11 protein-coding genes are annotated in these 14,928 nt (G+C 74.3%); 5 read left to right on the top strand and 6 right to left on the bottom strand.

Features of this window, described 5'->3' with window-relative positions; all coding sequences use genetic code 11:
- Positions 1 to 121 precede the first annotated feature (121 nt).
- The 3 genes from PV364_RS26945 to PV364_RS26955 all read left to right on the top strand — a co-directional run bounded on the left by PV364_RS26945 (position 122) and on the right by PV364_RS26955 (position 6,864).
- Positions 122 to 2,029 (top strand): putative T7SS-secreted protein, encoded by a 1,908-nt coding sequence (locus tag PV364_RS26945; RefSeq protein WP_319662926.1) that lies wholly within the window; start codon positions 122 to 124, stop codon positions 2,027 to 2,029.
- An 81-nt stretch (positions 2,030 to 2,110) separates the two neighbouring features.
- A complete protein-coding gene (locus tag PV364_RS26950) occupies positions 2,111 to 2,404 on the top strand; it encodes a WXG100 family type VII secretion target (RefSeq protein ID WP_319662927.1) in 294 nt (97 codons plus the stop codon).
- 59 nt (positions 2,405 to 2,463) lie between these two features.
- Positions 2,464 to 6,864, top strand: a complete 4,401-nt coding sequence (locus tag PV364_RS26955) for an FtsK/SpoIIIE domain-containing protein (protein WP_415924613.1) — start codon at positions 2,464 to 2,466, stop codon at positions 6,862 to 6,864.
- A 67-nt stretch (positions 6,865 to 6,931) separates the two neighbouring features.
- Here the strand turns inward: PV364_RS26955 and PV364_RS26960 are convergent, their stop codons facing one another.
- Positions 6,932 to 7,564, bottom strand: a complete 633-nt coding sequence (locus PV364_RS26960; protein WP_319662929.1) for a hypothetical protein — start codon at positions 7,562 to 7,564, stop codon at positions 6,932 to 6,934.
- Positions 7,561 to 7,857 (bottom strand): hypothetical protein, encoded by a 297-nt coding sequence (locus PV364_RS26965; protein ID WP_319662931.1) that lies wholly within the window; start codon positions 7,855 to 7,857, stop codon positions 7,561 to 7,563. The genes PV364_RS26960 and PV364_RS26965 overlap by 4 nt, the downstream gene beginning before the upstream one ends.
- Positions 7,858 to 8,019: 162 nt before the next feature.
- Here PV364_RS26965 and PV364_RS26970 point away from each other — a divergent pair, with 162 nt between their 5' ends.
- Positions 8,020 to 8,703 carry a hypothetical protein gene (locus tag PV364_RS26970; RefSeq protein WP_319662932.1) on the top strand — a complete coding sequence of 228 codons (684 nt, stop codon included), beginning with the start codon at positions 8,020 to 8,022 and terminating at the stop codon, positions 8,701 to 8,703.
- A 75-nt stretch (positions 8,704 to 8,778) separates the two neighbouring features.
- Here PV364_RS26970 and nagA read toward each other — a convergent pair whose 3' ends face one another.
- Positions 8,779 to 9,975, bottom strand: a complete 1,197-nt coding sequence (gene nagA, locus PV364_RS26975; protein ID WP_415924608.1) for an N-acetylglucosamine-6-phosphate deacetylase — start codon at positions 9,973 to 9,975, stop codon at positions 8,779 to 8,781.
- A complete protein-coding gene (locus PV364_RS26980) occupies positions 9,918 to 10,811 on the bottom strand; it encodes an ROK family protein (protein WP_319662934.1) in 894 nt (297 codons plus the stop codon). The genes nagA and PV364_RS26980 overlap by 58 nt, the downstream gene beginning before the upstream one ends.
- A gap of 126 nt (positions 10,812 to 10,937) precedes the next feature.
- Here PV364_RS26980 and PV364_RS26985 point away from each other — a divergent pair, with 126 nt between their 5' ends.
- Positions 10,938 to 11,195 carry a DUF3263 domain-containing protein gene (locus PV364_RS26985; RefSeq protein ID WP_319663070.1) on the top strand — a complete coding sequence of 86 codons (258 nt, stop codon included), beginning with the start codon at positions 10,938 to 10,940 and terminating at the stop codon, positions 11,193 to 11,195.
- A 117-nt stretch (positions 11,196 to 11,312) separates the two neighbouring features.
- On the opposite strand, the gene PV364_RS26990 is transcribed toward PV364_RS26985, so the two are convergent.
- Positions 11,313 to 14,048 (bottom strand): FtsX-like permease family protein, encoded by a 2,736-nt coding sequence (locus PV364_RS26990; protein ID WP_415924614.1) that lies wholly within the window; start codon positions 14,046 to 14,048, stop codon positions 11,313 to 11,315.
- A gap of 119 nt (positions 14,049 to 14,167) precedes the next feature.
- The gene (locus PV364_RS26995; protein WP_319662935.1) at positions 14,168 to 14,926 is read right to left on the bottom strand and encodes an ABC transporter ATP-binding protein; all 759 of its coding nucleotides are present in this window, start codon (positions 14,924 to 14,926) and stop codon (positions 14,168 to 14,170) included.
- Positions 14,927 to 14,928: the final 2 nt, after the last annotated feature.

The raw sequence follows: 14,928 nt of genomic DNA on the forward strand, positions 1-14,928 counted from the left end.
CCCGGCTCCGTCACCCCCTACACGGAGCGCCGCGGGAAAAAGGTTCGAAAGAGATCTGAACCAAGTCCCGGCGGGCGCCGTGTGGCAAGCGACAACGCACACGGACCTGGGAGGGACACGGATGGGACGCCGGCACGCGAGCGACGAGGACTTCCGCCTCGTGGGGCTCGACCGGGACCCGACGCCGGGTGATCCCGAACTGATCCGGGGGGTCGTCAAGCGGTACCAGGACGTCGGTGACGCGGCCGAGAAGGCGCTGAACATCCTCAAGAAGGACGGCACCATCTCCCGCGGCCGCGGCTCGGCCATGGACCAGCTCAAGGAGAAGATCGGCGACGACCTTCCCGACAAGCTGAACAAGACGGCGACCTCGTACCACGACGCGGCCCGTGCCTACAACGAGTACATCCCCCGCCTCCAGGAGGCGCAGGACACCTTCGACCGCGCCGTCGACCAGGCCCGCTCGGCCGCCGCCAAGGCGGGCCAGACCCCGAAGACGCTCGGCGAGAACCCCACCGACCAGGAGAAGTCGCAAGCCCGCGCCGTCCAGGACGAGATCGACGCGGGCACCAACGAGCTCGGCGCCGCCAAGGGGCTCGCCCAGCAGGCCAAGCAGATGCGGGAGTCCGCCCAGCGGACCTGCGCCGAGGTGCTGGACCGCGCGGCGGCGGAGGCGATCCCCGAGCGCAACGTCTTCCAGAAGATCGCCGACTTCTTCAAGGACTTCCCGTTCGTCCAGATCCTGCTGGCCGCGCTGATCGCCGTGGTGGCCGTGTTCTTCCCGGTGGTGGGCGCGCTGCTCGGCGGGGCGTTGTTCGTCTTCAACCAAGTGGTGGCGAGTCAGACGGGCGGCATCAAGGCCGGTGACTTCGTGGCCGGGTTGATCGGCATCATCCCCGGTGCCTCCCTGTTCAAGCTCGGCAGCAAGGCGGTCCAGGCGATCGCCCCGGCCGCGGTCGCCGCGATCAAGAACTCGGGGACCATCGCCAAGGTCTCGGGGACGATCACCAAGGTCGGTGACTCCGTCACCGCCAACAAGGCGGTCGGCGCGGTGCTCGCCAACCCGGTGGGCAAGGTGACCGTGGACATCACCGGCAAGTTCCTGACCAACTCGGCGCTGGAGGCGGCCGCCAAGGCCGCCAACCACGACAAGATCACCGCGGCCGGCGTCTTCGGCGGCGCCGCCGCGGGCGCGGTCGCCGGAGCCGCCTTCAAGGGCGGCATCGGCAAGATCGGTTCCGCGCGCGGCAACGCGCCGGTCCCGCCGGGGGGCGGCGGCCGGTTCGGGGACACCACCGATCCCGCGCTGGGCGACTCGATCGGCAAGCGGGCCTCGGACCAGGTCGGCGGCTTTGTCGAGGAGGGCGCGACCCTCGGTACGAAGATCGGTGTCGGGGTCGCCCAGGGCGGCGACCCCAACGAGGTCGCGGCCGGGGAGATCGCCAACTCCGCGCCCAAGCTGGGAGCGGGACCGGTCGGTGTCGCGGGGCTGGGACGCAAGATCGACGGCGTCGCCGACGGCATCCCGATCAAGGGTTCCACCGGCCCGGGCACGGGCACCGCCACGCCGGCTCCCCCGGCTGCTCCCCCCGCGGCGCCCGCACCGGACTCGCCGACCACCCCGGCCGCGCCGCACTCGCCGACGGTGCCGGACTCGCCGACCGCCCCGGCCGCGCCGGCCACCCCGACGACGCCGAACTCGCCCACGCCGCCGGCTTCCCCGACGACCCCGGCCGCGCCGCACTCGCCGACGGTGCCGGACTCGCCGGCCACCCCGACGACCCCGGCCGCGCCCGACTCGCCGACCACCCCGACCACGCCCACCGCGCCGGATTCCCCGGCCGCCGGGCGCCCGCCGCTGACCCCGCTGGACATCCCGCCGCAGAATCCGCAGAGCCCGCAGGGCCCGGCGAGCCCCCCGGGCGGGGCCACCTCCCCGTCCGGCTCGGACTCCGGCAGCGACGGCTTCACCACCGCCCCGACCAGCCCCGCCGGGGGCGACGGGACGACGGGCTCCGACGGCCGCTAGCGCCGCCCGGACCCGCACCTCCACAGACCTCCGTCCCCTGGAGGGACGGATTGTTCACCCGATCACGCAAGGAGTACCGACATGCCCGACTACCGCGTCAACTCGGACGAGACCGCCTCCACCTCGCAGGCGCTGCTCAACGACTTCTCGCAGCTGCAGGACAAGCTGAGCGAGGTCAAGGGCAAGATCTCCAACCTGCTCGCCAACGGCTACAGCACCCCCGCGGCCCAGCAGAAGTTCTCGCCGTTCTTCGACGAGTTCGCCAAGGGCTTCGACCAGGTCAACCAGGGTCTGCAGGGCATCGGGCAGTACGTCCGCTCCGTCGGCGACGCCTTCTCCCAGACCGACGACCAGCTCGGCTCCAACCTCGGCTGAGGCCGGTGACCCCGTCGCCCCGTCCCGCCCCTTCGTGAGAAAGACGATGCATCGTGCGTTTGAACGTCAGCGTTCGTGACCCCCGCGTCGAGGGGGTGTCCACCACCGTCGTCGTCGAGACCGAGCCGACCGCGCGGGCCGGCCGTCTCGCGGCGGAGCTCGCGCGGGCCGTCGACCACGAAGGGGCCGGCGGGGCGGGGACGGGGGATCCCGCCCTCTTCATCGGTGCCGGGGAGATCGACCCGGAGGCCACCCTGCAGGCCGCCGGGGTGCGGGACGGCATGGACCTCGGGCTCGGTTCCGCCCTGCCGGCGGAGCCCGAGCCGGAGGGCCGCACCGAGATCCGGCTGGTGTCGGGGCGGGGCGCGGGCACGGTCTTCCGGCTGGTGCCCGGCGAGTACGACCTCGGCAGCGACGCCACCTGCCGGATCCGGCTGGCCGAGGACGCCCCGGCGTTCGCCGCCCAGATCCGGGTGCGGCTCGACGGCGGCGCGGAACTGCTGTCCGGCGCCGACGCGTTGCTCGACGGCAAGCCGATGGAGCCCGGTGCGGCCTGGCGGGAGGGCAGCCAGCTGGCCGTCGGCGACACCCTGCTGGAACTGGCGTCGCGCGAGGCGGCGACCGCGCCGCTGACACCGGCAGCCGACGGCCTGGGCCTGGAGTTCAACCGGCCGCCGCGCTTCCTGCCCGCTCCCGCGGGCGGCAAGTTCCGGCTGCCGACGCCTCCCGTCCGGCCCGACAAGCGGCCCGTCCCGCTGCTGCCGATCCTGCTGCTGCCCGCCGGCAGCGCCGCGATCGCCATCTTCGTCACCAAGAGCTGGGTCTTCGTCTTCATCGCCCTGCTCTCGCCGCTCGCCGCGCTGTTCACCCAGTTCGGCGGGCGCAAGCAGGCGATGCTGAAGTACCTGGAGAAGAAGGAGGAGTACGAGGGCGCGCTGCGACGGGTGCGGGCGGACATCGAGTCCGCCGTCCTGGAGGAACAGCGCGGCCTGCGGTTGTCGCTGCCCGATCCGGCCTCGCTGCTGCAGATGGCGGTACGGCCGTCCGAGCGGCTGTGGGAACGCCGCTGGCAGGACCCCGACTTCCTCTCCGTCCGGGTGGGCACGGCGGATCTTCCCTCGTCGCTGAGCGTCGAGGACCCCACCCAGGACGAGCACCGGCGCTTCACCGTGCCGCCGCTCAGCCAGGTGCCGGTCTCCGTGCCGCTGCGCAGGGTGGGGGTGGCCGGACTGGCGGGCCCCGGCGCGGAGCGGCTGGCCGGCTGGATGACGGCCCAGGCCGCCGCGCTGCACAGCCCGGCGGACCTGCGGATCGTGGTGCTGGCCGGGGCGGACGGGGAGGCGGCGTGGTCGTGGACCCGCTGGCTGCCGCACGCGCAGGCGCAGGGCGAGGACGCCTACGCGCTGGTGGGCAGCACCACCGACTCCTTGGCCCGCCGTATCGGCGAACTCGGCCAGATCGTCACCTCGCGCATGGCGGCCGGACCGGATCTGGTCCGGGGCGGCGTCAACGGCTACCCCGACATCCTGGTCGTGCTGGAGCAGGCCCGCAGGGCCCGTTCGCTGCCCGGTGTGATCGCGCTGCTGCGCGACGGGCCGTCGGTGGGTGTCCACACCCTGTGCATCGACCGCGAGGAGCGGCTGCTGCCCGAGGAGTGCGGCGCGGTCGTCGTCACCGGGGGTGCCTCCCAGGGCGTCTCGCGGGTGCGCACCGGTACCGGCTCCGCCCTGGAGGGCGTGCGTACCGACTCCCCGGAGCCGGCCTGGTACGAGCGCTTCGGACGGGCGCTCGCGCCGCTGCGCGGCGTCGGGGACAGCGACGAGAGCGCGCTGCCCGGATCGGTGCGGCTGCTGGACCTGCTGGGCATCGAACCGCCCACCGCCGAGGCGGTGGTGGCCGGCTGGTCGCTCGGCGGCCGCAGCACGCGGGCGATCCTGGGCACCGGCTACGACGGCGACTTCTCCGTGGACCTGGTCCGCGACGGGCCGCACGCGCTGATCGCGGGTACCACCGGTTCGGGCAAGTCCGAGCTGCTGCAGACCCTGGTCGCCACGCTCGCGGTCGTGAACCGGCCGGACGAGATGACCTTCGTGCTCATCGACTACAAGGGTGGCAGCGCCTTCGCCGAGTGCGCCGACCTGCCGCACACCGTCGGCCTGGTCACCGACCTCGACACGCACCTGGTGGAACGCGCCCTGGTCTCGCTGGGCGCCGAACTGCGCCGCCGGGAGACCCAGTTGGCGCAGGCCGGGGCCAAGGACATCGAGGACTACCTCGACAAGCGGTCCCGCGGCGGCGACGTGCTGCCGCCGCTGCCCCGGCTGCTGCTGGTCGTCGACGAGTTCGCGTCCATGGTGCGCGAACTGCCCGACTTCATCTCGGGCCTGGTCAACATCGCCCAGCGCGGGCGCTCGCTGGGCATCCACATGGTGCTGGCGACCCAGCGTCCCGGGGGTGCGGTCACCCCGGACATCCGGGCCAACACCAATCTGCGGATCGCCCTGCGCACCACCGACACCACCGAGAGCCGCGACATCATCGACGCTCCCGACTCCGGTGACATCTCGCCCGCCAACCCGGGACGCGCCTACGCGCGCCTCGGACCGTCCGCGCTGCTGCCCTTCCAGTCCGGGCGCGTCGGCGGCCGGCGGCCCGGCGGCGCGGTCGCCGAGGGGACCGAAGTGCCGGTGCGGGCCCACGCGGTGACCTGGCGGGAGCTCGGCGGCCCGCTGCCGACCGGCCGCTCCCGCGGCGGCGGTTCGGGCCTGGCGCAGTCCGAGGCGGTCACCGACCTCGCGGTCCTCACCGCGGCCGTCGCCCAGGCCGCCCGGCTGGCCGACGTGCCCCGGCAGCCCAGCCCCTGGCTGCCCGCGCTGCCGGAGGTGCTGGAGTGGACGGCGCCGCCCGCGCCCGGGCCGGCCGGCGAGCGGGCGGCCGAACTGCCGCCCGTCGCCTACGGCATGGTGGACCTGCCCGCACGGCAGACCCGGGCCCCGCTGGAGTTCGACATCGACCGGGCGGGCCATCTGCACCTGATCGGCTCGCCCCGCAGCGGCCGCTCCCAGTCGCTGCGCACGCTCGCCGCCGCGCTGGCACAGGCGCACGGCGCGGACGACGTCCATCTGTACGGGATCGACTGCGGCAACGGCGCGCTGAACGCGCTGGCCGCGCTCCCGCACTGCGGCGCGGTCGTGGACCGCAACCAGGTGGAGCGCCTGGGCCGGCTGCTGGACCGGCTGAACGCCGAACTCACCGCCCGGCAGGGCGTGCTCGGCACCCGTGGTGCCGCCGACCTCGCCGAGCTGCGCCGCAGCCAGGCCGCGGGGGAGCGGCTGCCGCACATCGTGCTGCTGGTCGACCGCTTCGAGGTCTACGAGCGCGAGTTCACCGCGTACGACAACGGCAGCCTCATGGAGCGCATGATCAGGCTGCTGCGGGACGGCGCGGGCGTGGGCATCCACGTCGTGCTGGCCGGCGACCGGGTGCTGGGCTCCAGCCGGTTCTCCGGGACCACCGAGGACAAGATCGTCCTCAAGCTCAACGACCGCCAGGACTACTCGTCGGTCGGCGTCCCCTCGAAGTCGGCGCCGAGCGACCCGGCCCCCGGGCGCGGCATCCGCACCCTGGACCTCGCGGAGGCCCAGATCGCGGTGCTGACCGGGGACCTGTCCGGCGCGGCGCAGGGGCAGTTCCTCACGGATCTCGGCACGGCGCTCACCGAGCGCGAGGCCGGTGTGCCGCAGGCACGCCGTCCGCTGCGCCTGGACCTGCTGCCGGACCGGATCGCCTACCGCGACGCGCTGCCCCTGCACACGCGGCGCGGCCCGATGCGCCCGCTGGTCGCGGTCGGCGGGGACACCCTCACCGCGCTGGGCCCGGACCTCGCCGACGTCCCCACGTTCGTCGTCGCCGGACCCCCGCGGACCGGCCGCAGCACGGTGCTGCTCACCGCGGCGCACTCGCTGCTGGCGGAGGGCACGGGCCTGGTCCTGCTGGCGCCGCGCCGCTCACCGCTGCGCGACCTGGAGGGCAGGACCGGGGTGGCGGCCGTGATCACCGACTCCCAGGTGACGGTCGAGGAGTTCCGGCGGGTGCTCGGGGCGATTCCGCAGGACAACGCGGTGGTCGTCGTGGACGACGCCGAACTGTTCATGGGCTCCGACATCGACGCCGACCTGGCGCTGCTCGCCCGCGGCGGCGCGGGCAACGGCTGGGGCGTGCTGGCGGCGGGCAACGCCGAGTCGCTGGCACTGAGCCTGGCGGGCTGGATGGGCCAGGTGAAGCGCAACCGCACCGGCATGCTGCTGTCGCCGCAGGGCCTGGCCGACGGTGAGGTCATCGGCGTCAAGCTGACCCGCGGCGTGGTCGGTCAGGCACCGCAGCCCGGCCGCGGCCTGATCCACCTCGGCGACGGGTCGCTGCGGGCGGTGCAGGTGCCGCTGTCCGGCACGGAGGTCTGACGGCCTGGTACGGACGAAGGGCGGCCGGGACGCGATGTCCCGGCCGCCCTTCGCGTACCCGTCCGGCTCAGGAGGCGCCGGCGACGGGCACCAGCGGCTCGCCCTCCTCGGTCAGGAAGCGGAAGGTGCCGGTGACGGCGTCGAAGAGGTCGTACACCTCGTTCTTCAGCGGCAGGTTGGGGCTGGCCAGGGTGACGACGAGGAAGTCGTCGACACGTCCGGGCACCGGCATCATCGTGTGCATCGTCAGCAGCTCGACGTCGATGTCGCCGGTCAGCCGGGTGGTCTCGGTGCCGGTCACCCGGGGCACCGTGCCCACGTGCGGCACCTTCACGGAGGTGATCACCCGGTCCTTGGGCGCCGTCCCGTTCGCGGAGGAGACCCCCAGCTGCGCGGAGAGCACCGGGAGCGTCAGCTCCGAGCCCTCGGGCGTGGTGACGGCGAAGACCATGCCGTAGGCCATGAACAGGTCGTCGCCGTAGAGGGTCGCGGTGCCGGTGGCCAGCAGTGCCCCGTGCCGCCGCGCGGCCCGGCTCACCTCCCGCCCCTGCCGGAACATGTCGTTGATCCGGGCCTTCTCGCGGGGGTCGTCGGTGGTGGCGAGCGCCTTGGCGCGGGTCCTGGACAGCTCCTCCCCGCTCAGGTCGATGGTGTCCCACAGGTCGGGGACGTCGAGCAGGAAACGGTGCGCGGTGCTCACTGGCCACTCTTTCCGTCGTCGAGGTTCGCAGCGGCGTCCTGGTCGGTCTTCTCGAAGGAGTCCAGGATGCTCCCGATGGCGTCCCGGATGCCCTTGACCTGCTTCTGCAGCTGCTTCTTGCCGTCCTCCCACTTGTTCTCGAAGTGCTGTGCCGAGCCGTGGGAGAGCTCGGGGCCGAAGGCCGCGTCGAAGTCGAACGTGTGGTGCCCGATGTCGATGAAGTCGTGCACGAAGTCCAGCATCTGCTGGGCCTCGCGCAATTCGTCCCCCGGTATGTTGATGTCCTGGGCCATGTCGATCCCCTCGTGCTCCGCCGCTTACGGCCTCACGGGTCACACGGGTGGGACGGCCCGCGGAGTTCAATCGGCTTCCGGCGGGTACCTGTGAGGATCCGCTGCCGCGAAGACCCGCGAAATACGGGTGAACCCTTTCGCGCGCGGCCCCGTGTATCTGGGGTGACCTCTCTTCACCACTTCTCCGGCGCCGCCCCGCGCGGTCCCGTACGCCGCGCGGTCGTCGCCACCGCGGTCGTCCTGTGCGGCGTGGCGGGCCTGGCCGGGTGCGGCAAGACCATCACCATCGGGGACGCCGGCGCCCCGGCGGCCCCGGCCGCCTCCGCGCCTGCCGCGACCTCGCCCGCGGCGCCTCCCGCCGCGTCGCAGCCCGCGGGCAACACCGCGCTCCAGGTCGTCGACCGGACGGCCGCCCAGGCCGGGCTGACCGGCAACGGCGGCACCGTCGTGGGGGCGGCCGTCCAGGAGAGCCCGCCGCGCTGGGTGCAGCTGTCCGCGGTCACCTCGCCGCCGCTGACGGCGCCGCATCTGATCAACATCAACCAGGCCGCGCTCTACCGCTTCGACCCGGACAGCGCCGACCCGACGCAGTCGCACTGCAACGACGCCTGCGCCGTCCAGTGGCCCGCGGTCACCATCCAGCAGGGCGGCAACGTCTACCTGGCGGGCGTGGACCGCGACCAGGTGGGCGCCATTCGCCGCCAGGACGGCCAGGTGCAGCTGACGGTGGGCGGCATGCCGGTCTACCGCTTCGCGGGGGACACCAAGCCCGGGGACCTGAACGGTCAGGGCGTCGGCGGGACGTGGTTCGCCGTGGGGCCGAAGGGTGAGAAGGCGGGGCAGTGAGAGTCCGCCCCCTGTGACAGGGCGGGCCTCCGGCGCCGGACAGCGACGGCCGGAGGTCCGCCCGTTCCACGACGGTTACGGCTCGACGACCCACTGACCCCGGCGCATGACGCCGACCAGGTCGTACGCCTCGTTCAGCACCACCAGGTCGGCGTCCTTGCCGGGCTCCAGCGAGCCGACGCGGTCGTACACGCCCAGCAGCCGTGCCGGGTTGACGCTCAGGGCGCGCACGGCGTCGGTGACCGGGATCCCGTCCACCGTGACGGCCCGCTTGAAGGCGGTGTCCAGGGTCAGGGTGGACCCGGCGATGGAGCCGCCCTCGACCAGCCGGGCGACGCCGTCGGTGACGTCGACCTCCATGGGACCGAGCAGGTAGCGGCCGTCGCCGAAGCCAGCCGCGTCCATGGCGTCGGTGATGAAGGCCACCCGGCCGGCGCCCGCGCTGCGGAAGGCCAGTTCGAGGACGGCCGGGTGCAGGTGGACGCCGTCGTTGACCAGCTCCACGGTGACCCGCTCGTCCTCCAGCAGCGCGGCGACGGGGCCGGGCTGCCGGTGCAGCAGGGTGGGCATCGCGTTGAACAGGTGCGTGGCGACCGTGGCGCCGGCCTCGATGGCCTCCAAGGTGGCCTCGTACGCCGCGTCGGTGTGGCCGACGGCGGCGATGACGCCGTGCTCGGCCAGCAGCCGTACGGAGTCGAGCCCGCCCGGGAGTTCCGGTGCGAGGGTCACCATCTTCGCGGTCCCGCGGGCGGCGTCGATGAGCTTGCGGACGTCCGAGGGGTGCGGGTCGCGCAGCAGCGACGGCTTGTGGGCCCCGCAGCGGTGCGGGGAGATGAAGGGCCCCTCGAAGTGGATGCCCGCCAGGTCGCCCTGCTCGACCAGCTCGGACAGCAGCGCGGCCTGCCGGGCGAGGTCGTCCAGCTCGCCGGTGACCGTGGAGGCGACCATGGTGGTGGTGCCGTGCCGGCGGTGGGTGCCGACGCCGGTGAGGATGTCCTCCGCGCGGTCGGCCGAGAAGGACGCGCCGCCGCCGCCGTGCACGTGGATGTCCACGAAGCCGGGGACGATCCAGTGCCCGGACAGATCGCGGGCGGCCGCGGGCCGGCGCGGGTCGTCCGCGACGATCGAGCGGCCCTCGACGGTGATCCGGCCGCCGTCGACGACGCCGTCCGGCAGCACCACGCGGGCACCGGTCAGCACGGTTGGTTCCGCAGTCAAGCGGTCACCTCCAGGGAGAGAAGATCCCAGGCCAGCAGCCCTGCGCCCAGGCATCCGGCGGTGTCCCCGAGGGCCGCCGGCACGATGAGGGGGAGTTTCTGGAACGTCAGCCGCTCCTCGACGGCCGCGCGCAGCGGCGCGAAGAGCGTCTCGCCGGCCTCGGCCAGCCCGCCGCCGACGATCAGCGTCTCCGGCGTGAGCAGGGTGATCCCGGTGACCAGGCCGTCCGCGAGGGCGGCGACCACCTCGTCCCACACGGCGACGGCGCGCGGGTCGCCCGCGGCGACGGCGGAGGCGCACTCGGCGGCCTCGGCGCCGAAGGCGCGGGCCACCCCGGCGGCGGAGGCGATGGTCTCCAGGCAGCCGTGCTGGCCGCAGCCGCACGCCGCGCCTCCGGGACGGACGACGATGTGCCCGAGTTCGGTGGCCTCGACCCGCCCCTCGATGCCGATGGCGCCGGCGATGCCGGTGCCCAGGGCGACGAAGAGGAAGCGCTCGGCGCCGCGCCCGGTGCCGAGCCGGCCCTCGGCCAGGCCCCCGGAGCGCACGTCGTGGCCGAGGGCCACCGGCGTGCCGTCCAGGCGGCGGGACAGCAGGTCGCGCAGCGGCAGGTCGCGCCAGCCGAGGTTGGCGGAGAACACCGCGACGCCGGCCCGCTCGTCGACCAGGCCGGGCACGGCCACGCCGGCTGCGGCGGCGGGCTCGCCGAAGGTGTCCGCCCCGTACGCCCGCAGTTCCGCGGCGAAGTCGAGCACGGAGGCGACGACGGCCTCGGTCCCGCGGTCCCGGCCGGTCGCACGGCGGGCCTCGTGGAGCAGCGTGCCGTCCGCCGCGACCAGAGCGGCCTTCATGCCGGTGCCGCCCACATCGAGGGCGATGACGTGTCTCACGGAGCACAGTCTCCCGTGAGACAGCGCAAAAGGTCTAGTCCACTCGTCGAAAGATATCCCGTCACGGCCGCCCGCCAGGCGCCCCGGCCGTGCCGCACAAGGGAAGGCCCGTGTGGTGCAGACCTCATATGTCCCTCGCCACGGGGCTATCGTGTCGAGGTGACCCTCACCGACCAGGACCGTGCCGTCCTCGACATCGCCGGCCGCACGTGGGCGGGACCCGGCGCGAAGGAGCGGGCGATACGGGAGCGGCTCGGGATCTCGCCGACGCGGTTCTACCAGCTCCTGAACGCGCTGCTGGACGATCCCGAGGCACTCGCGCACGCGCCCGTCACCGTCAACCGCCTCCGCCGCACCCGCGACGCCCACCGCACCACCCGGTAGATCCCGGCGCCCCGCGCCGTTCCCCCCCGGCGGCATGCCGGTCGGGGCGCATCGCGCAGCACGGGCGACGCTCCCCCCGGCCCGGGGGAGTGTCACCTGCGGACGGACAGGGCCCGGCTAGTCCTGGACCCGGCGGCCCATCGCGGTGCGGGAGCGCGTGACCAGGGCGGCGAGCAGCGTGGCCCCGACGGGCACCAGGATCAGGAGCATGCCGATAGTGGCCCACGGCACCACCACGGGCACGTCGACGTGCGCGAGGGCGCTGTCGCCGCCATGGGCCAGCGCCTGTTCGGCCATCTGCCGTTGCTGCAGGCGGTCGACGCCCCGCAGCGCGACGGCGGGCAGGATGCCCGCGGCCGTCCCCAGCAGCACGCCCATCGCCGCGACGGCCCCGCACTGGAAGCCGGAGAGCGTGCGCCGCACCCGGCCCGGTGCCCCCACCGCGGCCAGGGTCCTGAGGTCCGCCTCGGCGTCGGCCTGGGCGAGACCCGTGGCGACACCCGCCGCACCGATCGTCACCAGGGCGGCGAAGAGCGTCAGCGCCGCCAGGACGACGCCGTATCTGCCGGTGTACCCGTGCTCCAGGTAGACCTCGGACGTGACGCCCAGTTTGGCGATGTCCCGTGCCAGCGCCTGCTGTTCGGCATCGGTGGGCATCCGGGAGGTGGTGAAGAGCGAGCCCAGCGGCACGGTCCGCAGACCGGCGGCGGCCGCCGCCCGCTGCGGCACCACCGCCTTGACCCCGTAGGACCGGGCGGTGACCAGCCGTACCGGCAGTGTGGTGACCGTGCTCGCCTGCTTCGACACGTCGGGGGTCACCCGGAGCCGCAGCGAGCCGTGATCACCGTAGGCGCGGTCGAACAGCACCGTCGTCCCGTGGGCGAGCGCCTGCCGCGCGGCGGGGTCGTGGATCCCCAGCGTCTCCAGCACCTGCGGTCCGCCGACCAGGAGGCCGCCCTCGGCCCGGATCGCCGGATCGACGCTGTCGTACCGGCACCGCCAGTCCTTGGCGAACGACCGCAGCTGGGCCGCGGTGAAGGTCCCCGCGGAGCCCTCGGCGACGAGCGGGCACTGGTTGGCCTCGGGCAGTACTGGCATCACGTTCCCGCAGCCCGCCTGCCAGTTGCCCGCGTCGCAGATCCGCGTCCCGGCCACCAGCCGGGACACGTCCGCCCGCAGCCGGACCGGGACGTCCGCGGACACGCTGCGCCGCACCGCCGCGACGCCCCGGCCCGCTTCCGAGGGCAGGCCGACCGCGAGCACTCCGCGCGGCGCCCTGGCGATGTACGCGTGCCGGTTCTGCTCCTCCTGGCTCGCCGCGTACGTGGCGACCGCGACCGTACCGGCCACCGCCGCCAGCACCGCCGCGACCGCGGGCGCGGTGCGTCCCCGGTTGCGCACCGCGTCCCGCAGCGCCAGCCGCGGGACCAGCGGCAGCCAGTGGCCGAGCCGGCCGAAGCCCGCGACCAGCAGGGGGGTGAGGGCCACCACGCCCAGTTCGGCGATGGCGGAGCCACCGGCCACCACGTAGGCGTTGCCGCTGTGCACCGACCCGAGGACGGCGATCACCGCGCCCAGGCAGACCGCCACGAGACCGGCCGACGGCAGCACCCGTCCGGCCCGCCGCGTGCCGCGCCGTCCGGTGAGCGAGGCGAGCACGCTCTGCCGGGAGGCGGTGACCGCGGGCACGAACGCGGCGAGCAGCCCGGTGACCACCGCGAGCGCCGCGATTCCGAGCAGTTCCACCGGCCGCAGGGCGATCCCGCCGAACCGGCTTCCGGCGTAGTCCTCCAGCCTCGTACGCAGCAGCAGCGTCAGCGCCACGCCGACGACCGTGCCGGTGACCGCCGCCGCGGCCCCGGTCACCAGGCCGCCGGAGAGCACGATCGCCCGGATGTGCCGGCGGTCGCCCCCGTTGGCGCCGACCAGGCCGAGCTGGCGCCGCGACCGCCGGGCACCGACCGCGAACGCGGGGCCGGCCAGCAGGCAGACCTCCAGCAGGGCCATCCCCGCGACGGTCGCCGCGGCGGCCGGTGCCGCGCGGTCCGTGACCGGGGCGGACTTGCCGTGGTCCGGGAGGCGGTAGAGCGGTACCTCGGCGTCGGCGGGCGGATCGAGCATCACCGTCCGCGAATGGACGACCACGCCAAGGGTGTTGGCCCGCTGCACCATGTCCCAGGTGAAGCCGCCCCGGGCCGCGACCAGGTACGACGACATCGGCTCGCCCCGGTCCGAGCCGGCCGCCGTGCGGGCGGCGAGGTACCGGCCGATGAAGGCTCCCGGCCGGAAGTCCAGTTGAGCGGTGTCCAGCTTGCTGGGCAGTTCGTAGGCGCCGACGATGCGGTAGGCCCGGTCCAGCCCGTGGGCCCGGACCTCGGATCCGATGCGCAGCCCGCTGCGCGTCAGGAACGCCTCGGTCGCGGTCACCTCGTCGGGCGCGGCGGCGAAGCTGCCCCGGGTCAGGTCCATGATCCCGGCGGCGATGGGGTCGGCCGCGTCCAGTTCCCTGACCTCGGTGCTCATGACGCCGGAGGCGGTCGTGACGTCGGCGTAGGAGCTCGTGTCGGGGATGGCCCGGGATCCCGCGGGCGCGGCCGTCCGGGGATCGACGGCGGCCGGGGCCGTCTCCGCGGAACCCGGTGCGGCGGAGTCCTTCGCCGGGCCGCTCTGCCGCGCCGGCGCGAAGGTGTCGCCCTGCGGCGACTGCAGGATCGCCTGGTGGCCCTGGCCGGCGTCCTCCAGCCGCGCGTCGGCCGCCCCGATGTCGCGGGTGATCGTCTGCCGCGGGGTCAACTGGGAGCTGCGGATGGTGACGTCTGCGGCGCTGACCCCGACGACCGGTACGGCGATCATCGCCAGCACCATCAGGCTGCGGCCCTTGGCGCGCCAGGCGTCGCGGCGGGCGATCCGGATCGCGACCCGCCAGCCGTGCAACGGGGCGGCCCCCCGGACCCGCCGGGTCGTCGGCGCGGTCACTGGGCGGTCCCGCCGGTCAGCAGCGACGCCTCGGACGACCGCAGCGTGATGTCCACCACCGAGCCGTCGCGCACGAGGACCACCCGGTCCGCCCAGGTGGCGAAACGGGACTCGTGGGTGACCAGCACACACGCCGCTCCCGCGTCGCACCGGTTCCGCAGCAGCGCCAGCACCGCCTCAGCGGTCTCCGAGTCCAGGGCGCCGGTCGGTTCGTCGGCGAGGACCAGCCGGCGGTCGCCCACCAGGGCCCGGGCGACGGCGACCCGCTGCTGCTGACCGCCGGACATCTCGTCGGGGAAGCGGTCGGCGAGCTGCTCCAGTCCCATCTCCGCCAGCAGCGCGAGCGCTTCGCGGCGGGCCGAGCGGCTGCTGATGCCGTCCAGTTCACGGGGGAGCGCGACGTTCTCCGCGGCGGTGAGCGCGGGTATCAGGTTGTAGTCCTGGAAGACGTAGCCGATGCTGTGCCGGCGCAGCGCCGCGACCTGCTTGCGGCTCGCGGCGGTCAGGTCGGTCCCCTCGACCACCACGCGTCCGGACGTCGGCACGTCCAGCCCGCCGGCCAAGGTCAGCAGCGAGGACTTGCCCGACCCCGACGGGCCCATGACGGCGACGAGTTCACCCGGGTACACCGCCAGGTCGATGCCGCGCAGCGCCTGCACCTCGGTGGCCCCGGAGCCGTGCACCCGGGTCAGCGCTTCGAGGAGCAGCACGGGCGGCGGTGCCGGTGGCGTGGACGGTGTGTTCTGGCTGGACATGA

This window comes from Streptomyces sp. MI02-7b (assembly GCF_033793585.1).
Classification (GTDB): Bacteria; Actinomycetota; Actinomycetes; order Streptomycetales; family Streptomycetaceae; genus Actinacidiphila.

Coding starts and splice junctions, on each gene's coding strand:
- PV364_RS26945 (WP_319662926.1), top strand. CDS start 122: ATGGGACGCCGGCACGCGAGCGACGAGGACTTCCGCCTCGTGGGGCTC.
- PV364_RS26950 (WP_319662927.1), top strand. CDS start 2,111: ATGCCCGACTACCGCGTCAACTCGGACGAGACCGCCTCCACCTCGCAG.
- PV364_RS26965 (WP_319662931.1), bottom strand. CDS start 7,857: ATGGCCCAGGACATCAACATACCGGGGGACGAATTGCGCGAGGCCCAG.
- nagA (WP_415924608.1), bottom strand. CDS start 9,975: ATGCCTGGGCGCAGGGCTGCTGGCCTGGGATCTTCTCTCCCTGGAGGT.
- PV364_RS26990 (WP_415924614.1), bottom strand. CDS start 14,048: ATGATCGCCGTACCGGTCGTCGGGGTCAGCGCCGCAGACGTCACCATC.
- PV364_RS26995 (WP_319662935.1), bottom strand. CDS start 14,926: ATGTCCAGCCAGAACACACCGTCCACGCCACCGGCACCGCCGCCCGTG.